The 17,791-nt window shown below is 62.5% G+C and carries 14 protein-coding genes; 12 read left to right on the forward strand and 2 right to left on the reverse strand.

The window, feature by feature from the left end; genetic code table 11:
• The first annotated feature begins 288 nt into the window (after positions 1-288).
• Genes aceE through lpdA form a run of 3 tightly spaced genes read left to right on the forward strand, consistent with a single transcriptional unit; the run spans position 289 to position 6,596 of the window.
• A complete protein-coding gene (gene aceE / locus ACV17W_RS01500) occupies positions 289-2,997 on the forward strand; it encodes a pyruvate dehydrogenase (acetyl-transferring), homodimeric type (protein WP_462594697.1) in 2,709 nt (902 codons plus the stop codon).
• Between the two features lie 12 nt (positions 2,998-3,009).
• Positions 3,010-4,731 carry a dihydrolipoyllysine-residue acetyltransferase gene (gene aceF, locus ACV17W_RS01505; protein ID WP_462594698.1) on the forward strand — a complete coding sequence of 574 codons (1,722 nt, stop codon included), beginning with the start codon at positions 3,010-3,012 and terminating at the stop codon, positions 4,729-4,731.
• A gap of 11 nt (positions 4,732-4,742) precedes the next feature.
• Positions 4,743-6,596 (forward strand): dihydrolipoyl dehydrogenase, encoded by a 1,854-nt coding sequence (gene lpdA / locus ACV17W_RS01510; protein ID WP_462594699.1) that lies wholly within the window; start codon positions 4,743-4,745, stop codon positions 6,594-6,596.
• 176 nt (positions 6,597-6,772) lie between these two features.
• Here lpdA and ACV17W_RS01515 read toward each other — a convergent pair whose 3' ends face one another.
• Together ACV17W_RS01515 and ACV17W_RS01520 are read right to left on the reverse strand one after the other, a co-directional pair.
• On the reverse strand, positions 6,773-8,017 hold the full coding sequence (locus tag ACV17W_RS01515; RefSeq protein ID WP_462594700.1) for a FliC/FljB family flagellin: 1,245 nt from the start codon (positions 8,015-8,017) through the stop codon (positions 6,773-6,775).
• 154 nt (positions 8,018-8,171) lie between these two features.
• Positions 8,172-8,912 carry an RNA polymerase sigma factor FliA gene (locus ACV17W_RS01520; protein WP_462594701.1) on the reverse strand — a complete coding sequence of 247 codons (741 nt, stop codon included), beginning with the start codon at positions 8,910-8,912 and terminating at the stop codon, positions 8,172-8,174.
• 334 nt (positions 8,913-9,246) lie between these two features.
• On the opposite strand from ACV17W_RS01520, the gene flhD reads away from it, so the two are divergent.
• From flhD to ACV17W_RS01565, 9 genes are all read left to right on the forward strand, one after another.
• Entirely contained in the window at positions 9,247-9,570 is a 324-nt protein-coding gene (flhD, locus tag ACV17W_RS01525) for a flagellar transcriptional regulator FlhD (protein ID WP_462594702.1), read from the forward strand.
• A 14-nt stretch (positions 9,571-9,584) separates the two neighbouring features.
• Entirely contained in the window at positions 9,585-10,175 is a 591-nt protein-coding gene (gene flhC, locus ACV17W_RS01530) for a flagellar transcriptional regulator FlhC (RefSeq protein ID WP_462594703.1), read from the forward strand.
• Between the two features lie 114 nt (positions 10,176-10,289).
• Complete coding sequence (gene motA, locus ACV17W_RS01535; protein ID WP_462594704.1) at positions 10,290-11,165, forward strand: flagellar motor stator protein MotA; 876 nt, start codon at positions 10,290-10,292, stop codon at positions 11,163-11,165.
• An 11-nt stretch (positions 11,166-11,176) separates the two neighbouring features.
• Entirely contained in the window at positions 11,177-12,115 is a 939-nt protein-coding gene (motB, locus tag ACV17W_RS01540; protein WP_462594705.1) for a flagellar motor protein MotB, read from the forward strand.
• A 2-nt stretch (positions 12,116-12,117) separates the two neighbouring features.
• Positions 12,118-12,504 carry a response regulator gene (locus ACV17W_RS01545; protein WP_462594706.1) on the forward strand — a complete coding sequence of 129 codons (387 nt, stop codon included), beginning with the start codon at positions 12,118-12,120 and terminating at the stop codon, positions 12,502-12,504.
• 21 nt (positions 12,505-12,525) lie between these two features.
• Positions 12,526-14,640, forward strand: a complete 2,115-nt coding sequence (cheA, locus tag ACV17W_RS01550) for a chemotaxis protein CheA (protein ID WP_462594707.1) — start codon at positions 12,526-12,528, stop codon at positions 14,638-14,640.
• Between the two features lie 12 nt (positions 14,641-14,652).
• Entirely contained in the window at positions 14,653-15,153 is a 501-nt protein-coding gene (gene cheW, locus ACV17W_RS01555; protein WP_462594708.1) for a chemotaxis protein CheW, read from the forward strand.
• A 63-nt stretch (positions 15,154-15,216) separates the two neighbouring features.
• Positions 15,217-16,920: a methyl-accepting chemotaxis protein gene (locus tag ACV17W_RS01560; RefSeq protein ID WP_462594709.1), complete on the forward strand. Its 1,704-nt coding sequence runs from the start codon at positions 15,217-15,219 to the stop codon at positions 16,918-16,920.
• A 4-nt stretch (positions 16,921-16,924) separates the two neighbouring features.
• On the forward strand, positions 16,925-17,785 hold the full coding sequence (locus tag ACV17W_RS01565) for a CheR family methyltransferase (RefSeq protein ID WP_462594710.1): 861 nt from the start codon (positions 16,925-16,927) through the stop codon (positions 17,783-17,785).
• Positions 17,786-17,791: the final 6 nt, after the last annotated feature.

The raw sequence follows: 17,791 nt of genomic DNA on the forward strand, positions 1-17,791 counted from the left end.
GCGGGCATTTTAGTGCCTGTTGCCGCCCTCCGTGCGATTAAGGCCGTCTATGGGTTGCTGCCGGGCTTGCCGCGATTCAGTTTATTGTCAATTTTCCATATTACGAAATGCCGTACCGCAACATGAAATTTTCCCGTGGTCGGGTTAATCTTCGCGTTTAGCGTTCCTTGCCGTACCCTATCGGGTCGAGTGGCACGGCGAGGGATAAACCCGGCATGTGCCGGAACATTGGTCTGCCCCATCCGCAATCCACGGGTGGGCGTGCTCAGAATTCACAGGAGACACACGATGTCCTCTAACGCCCAGGCTCGCGCGCTATCTGCCGCCAATGACGAAGACACCCTGGAAACCCAGGAGTGGCTCGAAGCCCTGGCCGCCGTGCTCGATCGCGAAGGTCCCGAGCGCGCCCACTATCTGCTGGAACGCCTGATAGACGCCGCCCGCCGCTCGGGGGCGCATATCCCATTTTCGCCCAATACGGCCTACGTCAATACCATTCCGCACGCGCTCGAACCCGCCCACCCGGGCAACCTCGAGCTGGAATCCCGCATACGCTCCTACGTGCGCTGGAACGCCATGGCGATGGTCGTGAAAGCCAACAAGCACAATCCGCCCGATGGCGGCGACCTGGGCGGCCACATCGCGTCGTTCGCGTCGCTGGCCACCATGATCGGCTGCGGCCAGAATCACTTCTGGCACGCCGAAACTGAGGAGCATGGCGGCGACCTGGTCTATTTCCAGGGCCACACCTCGCCCGGCATGTATGGCCGCGCCTATCTGGAAGGCCGCCTCACCGCCGAGCAGCTCGATCATTTCCGCCAGGAGGTCGATGGCAAGGGGCTGTCGTCGTACCCGCATCCGAAGCTGATGCCGGAGTTCTGGCAATTTCCCACGGTGTCCATGGGCCTGGGCCCCCTGATGGCCATTTACCAGGCGCGCTTCCTGAAATACCTGCACGCCCGCGGCATTGCCGACACCAGCAAGCGCAAGGTGTGGGTGTTCTGCGGCGATGGCGAAATGGACGAACCCGAATCGCTCGGCGCGATCTCGCTGGCCGCGCGCGAAAAACTCGACAACCTGATCTTCGTCATCAACTGCAACCTGCAGCGGCTGGACGGCCCGGTGCGCGGCAATGGCAAGATCATCCAGGAACTCGAAGGCGATTTCCGCGGCTCGGGCTGGAACGTCATCAAACTGATCTGGGGCGGCTATTGGGATCCGCTGCTGGCGCACGACAAAGAAGGCATTCTGCGCCAGATCATGGAAGAAACCGTGGACGGCGAGTACCAGGCGTACAAGGCCAACGACGGCAAGTTCGTGCGCGAACACTTCTTCGGCAAGCATCCCAAGCTGCTGGAAGCCGTGTCGCGCATGAGCGACGAAGACATCTGGCGCCTGAACCGCGGCGGCCATGATCCGCACAAGGTGTATGCCGCTTTCAAGTCGGCGTCCACCCACCAGGGCCAACCCACCGTCATTCTTGCCAAGACCATCAAGGGCTACGGCATGGGCCACGTGGGCCAGGCCAAGAACCCCACCCACCAGCAGAAAAAGCTGGAACTGGATGCAATCCGCGAATTCCGCGACCGCTTCGCCATCCCGATTCCCGACGACCAGCTCGAGAAGCTGCCGTATTTCAAGCCCGCGGACGATTCACCGGAAATGCAGTACCTGCATGAACGGCGCCGCGCGCTGGGCGGCTATCTGCCCAAGCGCCGTCCCAAGGCCGATGAACAGCTGAAGGTCCCGGCGCTGGATGCCTTCAAGGCCGTGCTCGAGCCCACCAGCGAGGGACGTGAGATTTCGACCACGCAGGCCTTCGTGCGGGTGCTGAACCAGGTCCTGCGCGACAAGGATCTGGGCCCGCGCGTGGTGCCCATCCTCGCCGACGAATCGCGCACCTTCGGTATGGAGGGCTTGTTCCGCCAGATCGGCATTTACGCACCCGAAGGGCAGAAGTACACGCCGGTCGATAAAGACCAGGTCATGTACTACAAAGAATCGGCCGATGGGCAGTTGCTCCAGGAAGGCATCAACGAAGCGGGCGCCATGAGCTCGTGGATCGCGGCGGCAACGTCGTATTCCACGAACAATCGCATCATGATCCCGTTCTTCATCTACTACTCGATGTTCGGGTTCCAGCGCATCGGCGACCTGGCCTGGGCAGCCGGCGACATGCAGGCGCGCGGTTTCCTGCTGGGCGGCACCGCCGGGCGCACCACGCTCAACGGCGAGGGCCTGCAGCACGAAGACGGCCATAGTCACATCCTGGCTTCCACCATTCCGAACTGCGTGTCCTACGATCCGACGTTCGCGCACGAGCTTGCCGTGATCATCCAGCATGGCCTGAAGCGCATGGTCGAGGACCAGGAAAATGTGTACTACTACCTGACGGTGATGAACGAAAACTACCCGCAGCCCGGTCTGACCAAGGGCGACGAGGAAGGCATCATCAAAGGCATGTACAAGCTGAAGTCGCATGGCAAGGGCAAGCTGCGGGTCCAGCTCATGGGCTCGGGCACGATCCTGCGCGAGGTCATGGCGGCCCAGGATCTGCTGGAAGCCGACTGGGGTATCGCTTCGGACGTCTGGAGCGTGACCAGCTTCACCGAGCTTCGCCGCGATGGACTCGATGCCGACCGCCACAATCTGCTGCATCCCGAGCAGAAGCAGCCTCAGGTGCCCTACGTCACCGCGCAGTTGGCCAAGACCGATGGCCCGATCATCGCGTCTACCGACTACATGAAGCTGTTCGCCGACCAGATTCGTCCGTTCGTGCCTAAAGACCGCACGTTCCGGGTGCTGGGCACCGACGGATATGGCCGCTCCGACTTCCGCTACAAATTGCGCGAGCATTTCGAAGTCGACCGCCACTTCGTGGTGCTGGCCGCCTTGCGCGCCCTCGCCGACGAAGGCAAGGTCCCGGTTGCCAAAGTGGCGCAAGCCATCAAGAAATACGGCATCAACCCTGACAAAGCCAACCCGCATCACGCCTGAAGGTAAACAGACATGAGCAAACTCGTGGAAATCAAGGTTCCGGATATCGGTGACTTCAAGGAAGTGGAAGTCATCGAGGTGCTGGTGGCCGAGGGCGATACCATCAAGGCCGAGCAAAGCCTGATCACCGTCGAGTCCGACAAGGCCTCGATGGAGATTCCGGCTTCGGCCGGCGGAGTGGTGAAGTCGGTCAAGGTCAAGGTCGGCGACAAGATCGCCGAAGGCAAAGTCATCCTGGAAATCGAAGCGGGCGAGGCGGCCGAGCCGGCTGGCGATGCCTCCGAAAAGCCGGCCGCCGAGGCAGCTGGCGGCGACGAGAAATCCTCCGGCGACGTGCCCACGACTCAAGGCCAGACCGTGGAAGATCCGGACGTGAAGCCTGCCGATGGCGAGGGCCAGGGGCAGGGCGGGGGCGTCGTCGAGATCGCAGTACCCGACATCGGCGATTTCAAAGAGGTCGAGGTCATCGAAGTGATGGTCGCCGTGGGAGACACCATCAAGGCCGAGCAAAGCCTGATCACAGTCGAGTCCGACAAGGCTTCGATGGAAATCCCTGCATCCGCCGGGGGCGTGGTCAAGGAAGTGAAGGTCAAGGTGGGCGACAAGGTCGCCAAGGGCACCGTCATCGTGATCGCGGAAAGCCAGGGGGCGGCGGGCGACGCCCCCCCGAAGGCCGCCCAGCCGGCTCCCAAGCCCGCCCAGGCGGCGGCATCGGAAGACAAGCCCTCCGGCAGCGCCTCGAGCGCGTCCGCGCCCGGCACCACCGGGTCCGCGAAGCCCGCTCCAACCGCGGCGCTTGAAGACGCGGACCTCAAGCCCGGGCAGTTGCCCCACGCGTCGCCCTCGGTGCGCAAGTTCGCGCGCGAACTGGGGGTCAATCTCAGCAAGGTAAAGGGCACTGGCCCCAAAGACCGCATCCTGGCCGACGACGTGCGCGCCTTCGTCAAACAGGCGCTGGCTGCTCCGGCGGCCGCCGCCGGGGCGCAAGCCGATGGCGCGGCATTGGGTCTGCTGCCGTGGCCGAAGATCGATTTCACCAAGTTCGGGCCGGTCGAGGCGAAACCGCTTTCGCGCATCAAGAAGATTTCCGGTGCCAACCTGCATCGGAACTGGGTAATGATTCCGCACGTCACCAACAATGACGAAGCCGACATCACCGACCTGGAAGCGTTGCGCGTCACGCTCAATAAAGAGAACGAGAAGTCCGGTGTGAAGGTCACGATGCTGGCCTTCCTGATCAAAGCCGTGGTTGCGGCGCTGAAGAAGTTCCCGGAGTTCAACGCCTCGCTGGATGGCGACCAGTTGGTCTACAAGCAGTACTACCATATCGGCTTTGCCGCCGACACGCCCAATGGGCTGGTGGTTCCGGTCATCCGCGACGCCGACAAGAAGGGCATCATCGACATCGCCAAAGAAATGGGCGAGCTGTCCAAAAAGGCGCGCGATGGCAAGATCTCGCCAGCAGACATGCAAGGCGGATGTTTCTCCATCTCGTCATTGGGCGGTATCGGGGGCACGCACTTCACACCCATCATCAATGCGCCGGAAGTTGCCATCCTCGGCGTATCGCGCTCGGTCCACAAGCCAGTATGGGATGGCAAGCAGTTCGTTCCGCGCCTGATCCTGCCGCTGTCGCTGTCATATGACCATCGGGTCATAGACGGCGCTGCCGCCGCGCGCTTCAACGCGTACCTGGGCCAATTGCTGGCCGACTTCCGTCGCATCGCGCTGTAACCGGGGGCCGTATGAGCAAACTCGTGGAAATCAAGGTTCCGGACATCGGTGACTTCAAGGAAGTGGAAGTCATTGAAGTGCTGGTGGCCGAAGGCGACACCATCAAGGCCGAGCAGAGCCTGATCACGGTCGAATCCGACAAGGCCTCGATGGAAATCCCGGCTTCGGCCGGAGGAGTGGTCAAGGCGGTCAAGGTCAAGGTCGGCGACAAGATTGCGGAAGGCAAGGTCATTCTCGAAGTCGAGGCGGCGGAATCGGCTCAGGCTGCCCCCGCCGATGCCGGTAAATCGGGCGCCGGCCAATCGCCGGACTCCGCCGACAACGGTGCGAGCACGAAGTCCGGGGGCGGCAACCCGTCCGCCGCTCAGCAGGTGCGCCCCGCAGATGACAAGCCCAAGGCAGCGGCGCCCGCCGCGGGATCGCCCGCCGCGGCGTCGCACGCAGGCTCTGCCGATGTAGAGTGCGATGTGCTCGTGCTGGGCGCCGGCCCCGGGGGCTATTCGGCCGCGTTCCGCGCCGCCGACCTGGGCCTGTCCACAGTGATGGTCGAGCGCTACGACACGCTCGGTGGAGTCTGCCTGAATGTGGGCTGCATTCCATCCAAGGCACTGCTGCACAACGCTGCCGTCATCGACGAAGCGCGGGCCCTGGCTGCCCATGGCATCAGTTTCGGCGAGCCCAAGATCGACCTGGACAAGCTGCGCGGCTACAAAGACAGTGTTGTCGCCAAGCTCACCGGCGGCCTGGCGGGCATGGCGAAGGCGCGCAAAGTCAAGGTGGTGACTGGCGTGGGCGAGTTTCTCGATCCGCACCATCTTGCCGTGAAGGGGGCGGACGGCCAAACGCAGACGATCCGTTTCAAGAGCGCCATCATTGCCGCAGGCAGCCAATCGGTGAAACTGCCGTTCCTGCCGGATGACGAGCGTATCGTCGATTCTACGGGCGCACTGCAGTTGCGAGGCATCCCGAAGAAAATGCTGATCATCGGCGGAGGCATTATCGGCCTCGAAATGGGCACGGTGTATTCCACGCTGGGTGCGCGCCTGGATGTGGTGGAAATGCTCGATGGCCTGATGCAGGGCGCCGACCGCGACCTGGTCAAGGTGTGGCAGAAGATGAACGCCGGGCGCTTCGACAACATCATGCTCAAGACCAAGACGGTGGGCGCCGAAGCCAAGAAGGACGGCATCTACGTCAGCTTCGAGGGCGAGGGGGCTCCCTCTGAGCCGCAACGCTATGACCTGGTGCTGCAGGCCGTCGGGCGCAGTCCCAACGGCAAGAAAATCGGTGCGGACAAGGCCGGCGTGGCGGTTACCGAGCGTGGCTTCATCGAAGTCGACCGGCAGATGCGTACCAATGTGCCACACATTTACGCCATCGGCGACATCGTGGGCCAGCCCATGCTGGCGCACAAGGCCGTGCATGAAGGGCATGTTGCCGCAGAAGCGGCCGCCGGGCAGAAGTCGTTCTTCGACGCCCGCGTGATTCCGTCGGTAGCCTATACCGATCCCGAGGTGGCCTGGGTGGGCCTGACGGAAGACGAAGCCAGGAAGCAGGGCATCAAGATCGAGAAGGGCCTGTTCCCATGGGCGGCTTCGGGCCGCGCCATTGCCAACGGACGTGACGAAGGCTTCACCAAGCTGCTGTTCGATGCGGAAACGCACCGCGTCCTGGGTGGCGGCATCGTGGGCACCCATGCCGGCGACCTGATCAGCGAGGTCGCGCTGGCAATCGAGATGGGCGCCGACATGGTCGACATCGGCAAGACCATCCACCCGCACCCCACGCTCGGGGAATCCGTGGGCATGGCGGCCGAAGTGGCAGAGGGTGTGTGCACCGACCTTCCTCCGGTCCGCCGGAAGTAGCGCCTGGTGCAGGGCCTGAAAAAGCCGCCTTCCAGGCGGCTTTTTCATGGCCGTTCGTGACATCCGTTGGACTGCGCGCGCAATGGAAACGGCCGGATGCATGGCATCCGGCCGTTCCTTCAGGAGGCGGCCTCGTGGGCCGCCACCTTGTCCCGACTGGGCGTTGCTGCCGCGGATTAACGCAGCAGCGACAGCACCGTCTGCGGAACCTGGTTGGCTTGCGCCAGGACCGAGGTGCCTGCTTGTTGAAGGATCTGCGCCTTGGTCATGTTCGACACTTCCGTGGCGTAGTCTGCGTCTTCGATACGCGAGCGCGCGGCCGACAGGTTGTTCACCGTATTGTTCAGGTTGGCGATCGTCGATTCGAAACGGTTCTGGATGGCACCGAGGTCGCTGCGCAGCGAGTCCACCGTGGCCAGCGCCGAATCCAGCTTGGCCAGGGGGTTGGCCGACGATGCGCCGTCGAATTCGGCGGTCGTGCCCACATCGATCGTCACCGTTCCGGCGGTGCCAGTGACGGCGCCAGCGGCGTAGTTCTTGCCGCCATACGTCACGTACCCGGAGGTACCGTCTGCCGCGAGCTTGACGGCAGCGCCCGACACGGTGCCGGTCAGGCCGTCGGCGGTCGTGACGGTCAGGTCGTTGGTGACCAGGGCCACCGCGCCGGCGTCGATGTCCACTGCATACACATCATCGCCATGCTTCACGGCATACTGCGTGGTGCCGGCGCCGGACGCGTCCTGTACGTTATGCAGCGACAGCTCGCTGGCGTTCACCGTTTTACCCAGCGCAGCGCTGAGCGAGGTCGCGACGTCGTCCAGGTTCACCGCGGTAGGCGCGGCTTCGCCGTCGCCCAGTTCGGTGATCTTGGCACTCAGCGTCGGCGACGACGATGCGATCGAGAAGCCGCCCAGGCCCAGCGTCGAGCTGTTGATCTGCTTGAGGTCGATCGTAATGGTTTCGGAGTCGTTGGCGCCGACCTGGATCGTCAGGCCCTGGTCGCTCGAAAGGACCTTCACGCCGTTGAACTGCGTTTGCTCGGACACACGATCGATTTCGCCGAGACGTTGCTGGATTTCAGCCTGGATCGACTCCAGATCCGAGCCCGAGTTCGTCCCGTTCGTGGCCTGCACGGTCAGTTCGCGGATGCGCTGCAGGTTGTTGTTGATCTCGTTCAGGGCGCCCTCGGTCGTCTGGGCGATCGAGATGCCGTCGTTGGCATTGCGGGCAGCCTGGGTCAGCCCGCGCACGTTCGCGGTGAAACGGTTGGCGATCGCCTGGCCGGCCGCATCGTCCTTGGCGCTGTTGATGCGCAGGCCGGAGGACAGACGCTCGATGGCCGAACCCAGGGCGGATTGGGACTTCGTCAGGTTGTTTTGCGCAACCAGCGACAGGTAATTGGTGTTGATAACAGCAGCCATGAATAGCTCCCAAGAGAGAAAGGCTTCTTCAAACCGGGCAGCCAGGCCGCCCACTACGCGAGGCTTCATGCCCCGCTGCCCTGGGTAACGGCGCGACAATCGGCAACTTAAGTGCGTTTGCTCGCAAATTTGCGGCGGTCTCGGACGGATGTCGCTACAGCACTTGGGCGAGCTTGCCTTGCGCCGGGAGCTGATGCCAGGCGCCGGCTTTGAGGCGCGCGCGGATGCGCGAGGTGGCCTGACTGCGCAATTGGCAGACGCGGGCCTCGGTGACCTCGAGCACGGCGCCGATTTCTTTCAGGTTCAAGCCCTGCTCATAGCAGAGCGAAAGCACGAGCTTCTCACGTTCTGGAAGCACCTCGATGGCCTCCACCAGAGCTCGGCGCAGATCGCCGGCCAGCAACGCGTCCAGCGGGTCTGCAGAGGTGTCGGCAGGGGTGTCATGCCAGAAGTGCGACTCGCTGTCTCCGGAATCCAGATCGTCATAATGAAGTATCTGAATGCCGCGCGCGTCATTGAGCATGGACTGGTATTCGGCCAGCGGCAACTCCAGCTCTTCGGCGATTTCCCCTTCCGACGGCGCGCGCATCAGTTCCTGTTCTTTTCGCTGGATTGCCGCTTCGATGCGCTTGCTTTTGCTGCGTACGCTGCGTGGCAGCCAGTCCTGGCTGCGCAACTCGTCCAGCATGGCGCCCCGGATCCGTGCGGTCGCATAGGTTTCGAATTGCGCGTCTGGGGTTTCCTGATAGCGCCGCACGGCGTCCAGCAAGCCAATCATGCCGGCCTGGATCAGATCGTCCAGTTGCACGCTGGACGGCAGCCGGGCCAGCAATTGGAGCGCCAGCTTGCGCACCAGCGGGGCGTAGCGCACCAGGGCGTCATCGGCGTAGGACATGCGTTTTCGTCGACCTCTAGATCAAGCGACGATTGTGGCCATCCCTGCGTATTTCATTCGTACAAAAAAGAAAGCTTTTTACGGGTTGTTTCAGGATTGACGGGTGCAAAAACCGTTGAAAATGTAACGTTACTGTATCTTTTATGCCAAATTTATCTTCAACAGTCGAAATGAGTGGGAAATGTCATAGAAACTGACAATATGCATGATAAATTGAACGCATATTGGCAATTATAGATACATTTAGTATCTACGGCGTGCAGGTTACCCCAGGGAAGCGGGGAATTTGCAATTCCATAGAAAATGTTACACAAGCTTTTTAGGAGCCCACAGCGTGAACACAGCAGATAGTTCTTTGCTCGCCGATATTCGGGAAGTCAATCTCTCGTACCTGCTCCTCGCCCAGCGCATGCTGCGCGACGACTATGCGGCGTCAATGTTCCGCCTTGGGTTCAGTAACGAAGTGGCCGACATCCTGATGCGCCTGTCACCGGCCCAGCTCGTCAAGCTGGCCAGCTCCAGTTCTTTGTTGTGCCGGTTCCGCTTCGATGACTACAGCCTGTTGTCGGCTTTGACCCACGACGTGCTGGGCGGCGCATTGCAGCAAGCGCATGCGACCATATTGCTGGCCAAGCAACCCGTTGAGCAGTTGGCGTGATGTCGCGTGCCACCATGCCAGCCAAAAGCGTTTCGCAGGAAGCCGACGACATCCTTCTTGCCAGCGCCATGATTTCACTGGGTGCACGGTTGCAAGTGCTGGAGGCCGAAACCCGGCTCAGTCACGACCGGCTTTCCCGCCTTTATCGCGAAATCCGTGGGTGTTCGCCTCCCAAGGGCATGCTGCCGTTCTCGGTGGACTGGTTCATGACCTGGCTGCCCAACATCCATTCTTCGCTGTTCTATAACGTGTACTCGTTCCTGAATACACGTACCGCCAATCGCGGCATTCGGGCGACCATCGACGCCTACCGCTTGTATCTGGAACACGCCGGCGTGGAGAACCAGGGCGATGAGCCCCTGCTCAGTTTTACCCGCGCATGGATGCTGGTCCGCTTCTTCGATAGCGGCATGCTCCAGTTGTCGCCATGCCGGCAGTGCGGTGGGCATTTCATCGCGCACGCGCATGATCCGCAGGGCGATTTCATCTGTGCGATCTGCCGTCCGCCGCCTCGCGCGGGCAAAACGCGGGCAGCGGCCCGCGCCCGTGCAGCGCAGCGAGACGGACATCCAGTGGCCACCCAGGCTGCCACCGGCCGCGCCTGAGTGGCCGGCAATAAGTCCAAAAGCCCCTGAAAAATCCCCGTAACCCGTGCTTTTACGCACGGGTTGACGGGTGATCATTGTCGCCAACTCCAGATTCGATGGCAGAGGCCCGATGTGTTGATTGTTATTGGTTATACGGTGGTGCTCGTTGCCGTGATAGGCAGCTTTGTAGCTTTGGGCGGCCATCTGGGCGCGCTGTACCAGCCGTTTGAGTTGACACTGATCGCGGGCGCTGCGCTTGGCGCGTTCCTGGCGGGCAACAGCCGCAAATCGCTGGTGCTGATGGGACAGGCGCTGCCGCAGGCCGTCAAGGGAGCCCCATACAGTAAAGAGGTCTACATGGAACTCATGGCCCTCTTGTACGTCCTCTTGAACAAAGCGCGCCGCGAGGGCCTGATGGCCATCGAATCGCATATCGAAGATCCCGATGCGAGCGCTATCTTCAGCGAGTATCCGCGCATTCGCCAAGACGCCCGCCTGATGGAGTTCATTACCGATTACCTGCGCATCATGATCAGCGGAAACATGAGCTCCTTCGAGATCGAAACGCTGATGGACGAGGAAATCGAAACTTATCGTCATGAACGCGATGTCCCTTGCCACGCCCTGCAGCAGGTAGCCGATGCGTTGCCGGCCTTCGGTATCGTCGCGGCAGTGCTGGGCGTGATCAAGGCGCTGGGCTCGGTAGACCAGCCGCCCGCGGTGCTGGGCGATCTTATCTCCAAGGCCATGGTCGGTACGTTCCTGGGCGTGTTGCTGGCCTATGGATTCGTTGGACCGTTGGCGGCCCGTCTGGGGCAGCGCACCGCCGAATCGGTCAAGGTGCTCGAGTGCATCAAGGTGACGCTGCTCGCCAGTATGAACGGATATCCGCCCCAGCTCGCCGTGGAGTTCGGCCGGAAGGTGCTGTTCTCTTCGGTGCGTCCCTCGTTCGGTGAGCTGGAAGAGCACGTGCGCCAGGCCAAGTCCGCCGCCACCGGCCGCGCCTGACGGGGCGGCAGATGAGTTCGCTGAACAATCACAGGGTAGTGGTGCGCCGCAAGCGCATTGCCCGGCCCGTGCACCACGGCGGCAGCTGGAAGATCGCCTATGCGGACTTCATCACCGCGATGATGGCGTTCTTCCTTGTCATGTGGCTGATTGCCATCGTGCCCAAGGAAGAGTTGAGCGGTCTGGCCGAATATTTCCGCACGCCGCTGAAGGTGGCGTTGACCGGCGGGCCCAACCAGTCGGCCGAGACCAGCGCCATACCGGGCGGCGGGCGCGATCCGTTGCGCGATGAGGGCGAGGTGCGCAAGGCCGACGGTCAGCGCGTGCAGGCGCAGGTGCAGCCAGACTCGGAACGCCGCGATCGCCATGCCCTGGAGCGCCTGAAGCGGCGGCTGGACGCCATGCTGGAGGAAAACCCTGTACTGAAGAATTTCCGCCCGCAACTGCTGATCGACATGACGACTGAAGGGTTGCGCATCCAGATCGTGGACAACCAGAATCGGCCGATGTATGCCACCGGCAGCGCCGAGGTGCAGCCCTATATGCGGGATATTCTTCGCGAGCTCGGGCCAGTGCTCAACGAGCTTCCCAACAAAATCAGCATCGCCGGGCATACCGATGCCACCCAGTATGCACGCGGCGAACGCGCCTACAGCAATTGGGAACTCTCCGCCGACCGTGCCAACGCGGCACGTCAGGAACTGGTGGCCGGCGGTATGGCCGAGGGCAAGCTGATGCGCATTCAGGGGCTGTCTTCCAGCATGAGCCTGGTTAAAGATGATCCGTATGCTGCCGTTAACCGTCGCATCAGCCTGGTGGTGTTGAACCGACGTACCCAGCAACAGATCGAGCAGGAGAACGCGGCTGCGGCCGACCTGAGCGGCCGCAATGCCGGCGAGATCGGCGATGCTCTGGCAGATCAGGCCACGCCCGGCGATACGGCAAGGTAGTCATGACGGCAACGATATTGGTGGTGGACGACTCGGCAACGATGCGCATGATCGTCGAGGCGACATTGAGCGAGGCTGGTTGGCGCGTGCTGACCGCCAGCGACGGAAGCAAGGCGCTGGAAATCGCGGACTCCAGCCCTGTCGATATGCTGGTCAGCGACTGGAACATGCCGGTGATGGGCGGGTTGGCGCTCATACAGAATTTGCGCGCCCACCCGCGATACCGGAATCTGCCTGTGTTGGTGCTGACCACCGAAGATGACGGGCAATGCAAGAGCGCTGCACGCGACCTGGGCGTTTCGGGCTGGTTGAACAAGCCGCTGGATCCGGCCGTGCTGTTGGAGCTGGCATCTGAACTGCTCGGCGCTCAGCCCGACGCACGAGCATGAACGAATAAAGGCAAACGGTCTATGAGCGGCGGTCTGGATCTCAGTCAGTTCTACGAGACGTTCTTCGACGAGGCAGACGAACTGCTCGCCGAGATGGAACAGTTGTTATTGATGCTGGACGTCAACAACCCTGACGTCGAGCAGCTGAACGCCATCTTCCGGGCGGCGCACTCCATCAAAGGTGGCGCGGCGACGTTCGGTTGTTTCCAGCATCTTGCCGGCACAACCCATCTGCTTGAAAACCTGCTGGATGCGATCCGGCGCGGCGAGATGGCGCTGCGTTCCGACATGGTGGATATCTTCCTGGAAACCAAAGACGTGCTGAAGAGCCAACTGGACACTTACCGCGCTTCGGAAGAGCCGGAAGAGGCTGTATATGAAAGGATCTGTGCAGTCCTGCGGCAACTGGCTCACGAGCACGAGCGGAATCCTTCCGCCACCCGCGTAGATATGCCGGTGGCGATGACTGGCGAGCCCGCCTCGCCGGCCAACCCGACGCCGGTCGATACGGCAGCGCCGCTGCCGGCCGCGGATACCACGGGTGGGTCGAACCTGCCATACCAGCTAAGCATTGCAGGCATATCAGACCGGGATGCCCAGGCGCTGGTGGAAGAAATGGGCAATCTGGGCAAGGTGCTCGGGCATGAGCGCGAGGATGGCGGCCTGACCGTGTGGGTCGACACCACTTGCTCGGCGGGCGACATCGAGGCGGTGTGCTGCTTTATTGTCGACGCCAGCCAGCTGGAGCTGCGCAGGGGTGCACCGCCGAAACCGGGCGAGGCAGACATGCCTGCAGACGCCGCGCCAGTCTCTGTTATCTGTGCCTCACCGCAGGCGGGCACCGGTCCCGCAGCGGCGAACGGGAGTTCCGCCAGCGAGAAGGGAGCCAGCGGGGGCGCGGGAAAGCCAGCCCGAGCTGCGCCGGCCTCCAGCGCCGACAAAGAATCAACATCGATACGCGTGGGCGTCGAGAAGGTCGATCAGATCATCAACTTGGTGGGCGAACTGGTCATCACTCAGGCGATGCTGGCCCAGACGGCTTCGACGCTGGATCCCGTGCTTCACGACCGCCTGCTCAACGGCATGGAGCAGCTCGAACGCAATGCACGCGACCTGCAGGAAGCGGTGATGTCGATCCGGATGATGCCCATGGACTACGTGTTCAGCCGCTTTCCGCGGCTGGTCCGCGACATCGCCGTCAAGATGGGCAAGCAGATCGAATTGCAGACCTATGGCCGGGCGACAGAGCTGGACAAGAGCCTGATCGAGCGCATCATCGATCCGCTGACCCATCTGGTGCGCAATAGTCTGGACCACGGCATAGAGACGCCTGAAAAGCGGATCGCCGCGGGCAAGGACCCGGTGGGACAGCTGATTCTGTCGGCCGAGCATAACGGCGGCAATATTGTGATCGAGGTCAGTGACGACGGCGCCGGCCTGAACCGCGAGAGGATCCTGAAGAAGGCCATGGCGCAGGGCATGGCGGTCAATGAGAACACGCCCGATGAAGAGGTCTGGCAATTGATCTTCGCGCCGGGCTTCTCAACGGCCGAACAGATCACGGATATCTCGGGCCGCGGCGTGGGCATGGATGTCGTGCGTCGCAACATCCAGGACATGGGCGGACATGTGCAGCTTTCCTGCGTGCCGGGCGAAGGCACCACCACGCGCATCGTGCTTCCCCTGACGCTGGCCATCCTGGACGGAATGTCAGTGCGGGTCGGAGCAGAAACCTTCATTTTGCCGTTGAACCATGTCACGGAGTCCCTGCAGCCCGTGCCGGAACAGATGTATTCCGTGGCCGGCGACGAGCGCGTGATGCAGGTCCGTGGCGAGTACCTCCCTTTGGTGGAACTGCATCGGGTATTTGGCGTTGCGGGTGCGCAGACTGACCCCACGCAGGCGATTGCCGTGATCATGCAGGCGCAGGACCGCCGGTTCGCATTGTTGGTGGATCACCTGGTGGGGCAGCACCAGGTCGTGGTCAAGAATCTGGAATCGAACTATCGCAAAGTTCCCGGCGTGTCGGCGGCGACCATTCTGGGCGACGGCAGTGTGGCACTCATCGTGGATGTGTTTGCGCTGGCGCGTGCGAATCGCGAGAAATGGGCGCAACCCGACGCCGTACTGAATTGACGGAGAATCATCATGGCAGCCAAACCGCATACGCAGGCCGCGCGCGTCGAAGACGTCGGCAGTGAGTTCCTGGTGTTCACGCTGGGCGAAGAAGAGTACGGCATCGATATCCTGAAGGTGCAGGAGATTCGGGGGTATGACGCGGCCACCGTGACCAGAATCGCCAACGTGCCCACGTTCATCAAGGGGGTGACGAACCTGCGCGGCATCATCGTGCCTATCGTTGACCTGCGGATCAAGTTCAGCCTCGGTCGCGTGGAGTACAACGAGCAAACCGTGGTGATCATCCTCAACCTGGATCATCGTGTGGTCGGGATCGTGGTGGATGGGGTCTCGGATGTACTGATGCTGAATGCCGGGCAGGTGAGGGCGGCGCCAGAGTTCGGTGCGACGTTGTCCACCGAGTATCTCACCGGCCTGGGCACTGTCGACGACCGCATGCTTATTCTGGTCGACATCGAAAAGCTGATGACCAGCGACGAAATGGCGCTGGTCGAGAAGGCGGCATCGTAAGGGGCGGGCGGCAGGGCCTGGTGCAGGCCCCCTGCCGTTCATCGTTGGAGATCGGTTTCAATCATGCGCAAGTTCCTGGCCGACATGAAGATACGCACCAGCCTGCTGATCGTGCTGGCCTTTTTCTCGTTGCTGCTGGTGATAGGCGCGGCGCTCGGCGTCGTTTCGTTGCGGGTCAGTAACACGACCCTGGCAGAGATCCGGCAGGCCCAGGACGTCGGGGATGCCTTGGCACGCGCCCTCAATCGCTATCAAGAGGGGGTGAACGCCGTGTCACGGGCGGAAAATGCCCGCTATGCCGAGCGAGTCAGCGCGACGGCCGCGGCAGGCAGCCGCCCGGGCCCGGACGCGCGAGGTCTGCTGCAAGCGGCCAGTGTGGCAATGACGCAAACCCAGTCCGAGTTTGAGCATTTCAAGGGCCTTCCGCGCCCCGAAGCCTCGCACGACATCCTGGCCGAGGTCGACGCTGCCTATAGCGCCGTGGTGAATCAGGGCGTCGTTCCGATGCTCCGCGCGCTGGAACAGGCCGATCTGGCGGCTTACCAGACAACTGCGCAATTGCTGCACGATACGCTGGAAGGGCGCTTTTCTCAGGCGGTGGGCGCTTTTGATTCCTGGCGCTCTGCTTTGCTTCAGGACCGTTATCTAAAGGCAACGCAGCGCTACCAGGGTGTACTGATCGCGGTAGGGCTGGGCGGCGGCATGGCGGGGTTGCTGGTCTGGGCCACGTATGCCTTCCTACGGCGGCGCGTTCTGCTGCCGCTGCAACTCGCCGGCCAGCATTTCGACAAGATCGCGGGTGGGGACCTGACGGCGCGCGTGGAAGTGCGCAACAGCAACGAGATCGGGCAGCTGTTCGCGGCGCTCAAGCGCATGCAGGAGAACCTTGCGCGTACGGTGTCGCAGGTTCGCCGCGGAGTGGATGAGATCAACGTGGGCTCGCGCGAGACAGCGTCGGGCAACACCGACCTGAGCAGCCGCACGGAGCAGCAGGCGGCGTCGCTGGAGGAGACGGCGGCGTCGATGGAAGAGCTGGCCTCGACGGTCAAGCAGAACGCGGACAACGCACGCCAGGCGAACCAGCTGGCGGCCAGCGCGTCGGACGTGGCCGAGCGTGGCGGTGCGGCAGTATCCGAGGTGGTGCACACGATGCAGGCGATATCGGCGAGTTCGCGCAAGATATCGGAGATTGTGTCAGTGATTGATGGCATCGCGTTCCAGACCAATATTCTGGCGCTGAACGCGGCGGTGGAAGCGGCGCGGGCGGGCGAGCAGGGCAAGGGGTTCGCGGTGGTGGCGGGCGAGGTTCGCTCGCTGGCGCAGCGCAGTGCGCAGGCGGCCAAAGAGATCAAGGTGCTGATCGAGGACTCGGTGAGCAAGGTGGGCACGGGCTCGCAGCAGGTCGAGCGTGCCGGGGCGACGATGCAGGAGATCGTGGCCTCGGTCAAGCGGGTGACGGACATCATGGGCGAGATATCGGCGGCCTCGGAAGAGCAGTCGGGCGGGATAGATCAGGTCAATCGCGCGGTGTCGCAGATGGATGAAGTCACGCAGCAGAACGCGGCGCTGGTGGAAGAGGCGGCCGCGGCGGCGGGATCGCTGCAGGAGCAGGCGCAGCAGCTGGCCGAGGCGGTGGCGGTATTCAAGATCAACGCGGGAGAGGTGATCGAAGTGGACGCCCCTCAGGTGGGCGATGCCCGGACCGCCATCAAGCCCCCGGGGAGTCGGGCGGCCGGCCCCAGGGGCGCCTTGGCCTTGCAGCACTGACGCCATGGCAAGTTCCGCTGCGGGTGCCGCTCTACAAGCCGAACGGCCTTTCGACTTCCAGGAAGCCGACTTTGCGCGCGTGCGCCGCATGATCCATGAGCGCGCAGGCATCTCGCTGGGCGAGCACAAGCGCGAGATGGTGTACAGCAGGCTGACCCGCCGGCTGCGCGCATTGGGCAGGCAAGATTTTGCAGGCTACCTGGACCATCTGGAAAGCGATCCCAGGGCACGGGAGTGGGAAGACTTTGTCAACGCACTGACGACCAATCTCACGGCATTCTTCCGCGAATCGCATCACTTTCCCATACTCGCGGATCTGGTTCGCAACCGTTCCGACCCCATCTCGGTATGGTGCTGCGCCGCGTCCACAGGCGAAGAGCCTTATTCCATCGCGATCACGCTGGCAGAGACGCTCGGCGCGCGGGCCACCCGCGCCAGTGTCCTGGCCACTGACATCGACACACAGGTATTGGATCGCGCGCGAACTGGCGTATATGCCGCGGAACGCGTTGCTCGAATGGACGCGAACCGGTTGAAGCGGTTCTTCCTTCGCGGACGAGGCGCGAATGCCGGACAAGTGAGAGTGCGCCCGGAGCTGGCGTCGATGGTGCGGTTTGAGTCCCTGAACTTGCTGGCTCCTGCGTGGCCGCACACGGAACGCTTCGACGCGATTTTCTGCCGCAACGTCATGATTTACTTCGACAAGCCCACTCAGGCCAACATTCTGAACCGGTTCGTCCCGTTGCTGAAAGAGGGCGGACTGCTGTTTGCCGGGCATTCGGAAAATTTCACCTATATCAGCCGCGACTTCCGCCTGCGCGGCCAGACCGTTTACGAGTGCGTGGCCACGCACCCGCACCGTTGAGGCTGC

It is taken from the genome of Bordetella sp. MIP270_01_BMS (genome assembly GCF_054958705.1).

Bases quoted from the DNA above. Each gene is read 5' to 3' on its own strand.
- aceE (WP_462594697.1), top strand. From the start codon at position 289: ATGTCCTCTAACGCCCAGGCTCGCGCGCTATCTGCCGCCAATGACGAA.
- aceF (WP_462594698.1), top strand. From the start codon at position 3,010: ATGAGCAAACTCGTGGAAATCAAGGTTCCGGATATCGGTGACTTCAAG.
- lpdA (WP_462594699.1), top strand. From the start codon at position 4,743: ATGAGCAAACTCGTGGAAATCAAGGTTCCGGACATCGGTGACTTCAAG.
- ACV17W_RS01515 (WP_462594700.1), bottom strand. From the start codon at position 8,017: ATGGCTGCTGTTATCAACACCAATTACCTGTCGCTGGTTGCGCAAAAC.
- ACV17W_RS01520 (WP_462594701.1), bottom strand. From the start codon at position 8,912: ATGTCCTACGCCGATGACGCCCTGGTGCGCTACGCCCCGCTGGTGCGC.
- flhC (WP_462594703.1), top strand. From the start codon at position 9,585: ATGCCAGCCAAAAGCGTTTCGCAGGAAGCCGACGACATCCTTCTTGCC.
- motB (WP_462594705.1), top strand. From the start codon at position 11,177: ATGAGTTCGCTGAACAATCACAGGGTAGTGGTGCGCCGCAAGCGCATT.
- ACV17W_RS01545 (WP_462594706.1), top strand. From the start codon at position 12,118: ATGACGGCAACGATATTGGTGGTGGACGACTCGGCAACGATGCGCATG.
- cheA (WP_462594707.1), top strand. From the start codon at position 12,526: ATGAGCGGCGGTCTGGATCTCAGTCAGTTCTACGAGACGTTCTTCGAC.
- cheW (WP_462594708.1), top strand. From the start codon at position 14,653: ATGGCAGCCAAACCGCATACGCAGGCCGCGCGCGTCGAAGACGTCGGC.
- ACV17W_RS01560 (WP_462594709.1), top strand. From the start codon at position 15,217: ATGCGCAAGTTCCTGGCCGACATGAAGATACGCACCAGCCTGCTGATC.
- ACV17W_RS01565 (WP_462594710.1), top strand. From the start codon at position 16,925: ATGGCAAGTTCCGCTGCGGGTGCCGCTCTACAAGCCGAACGGCCTTTC.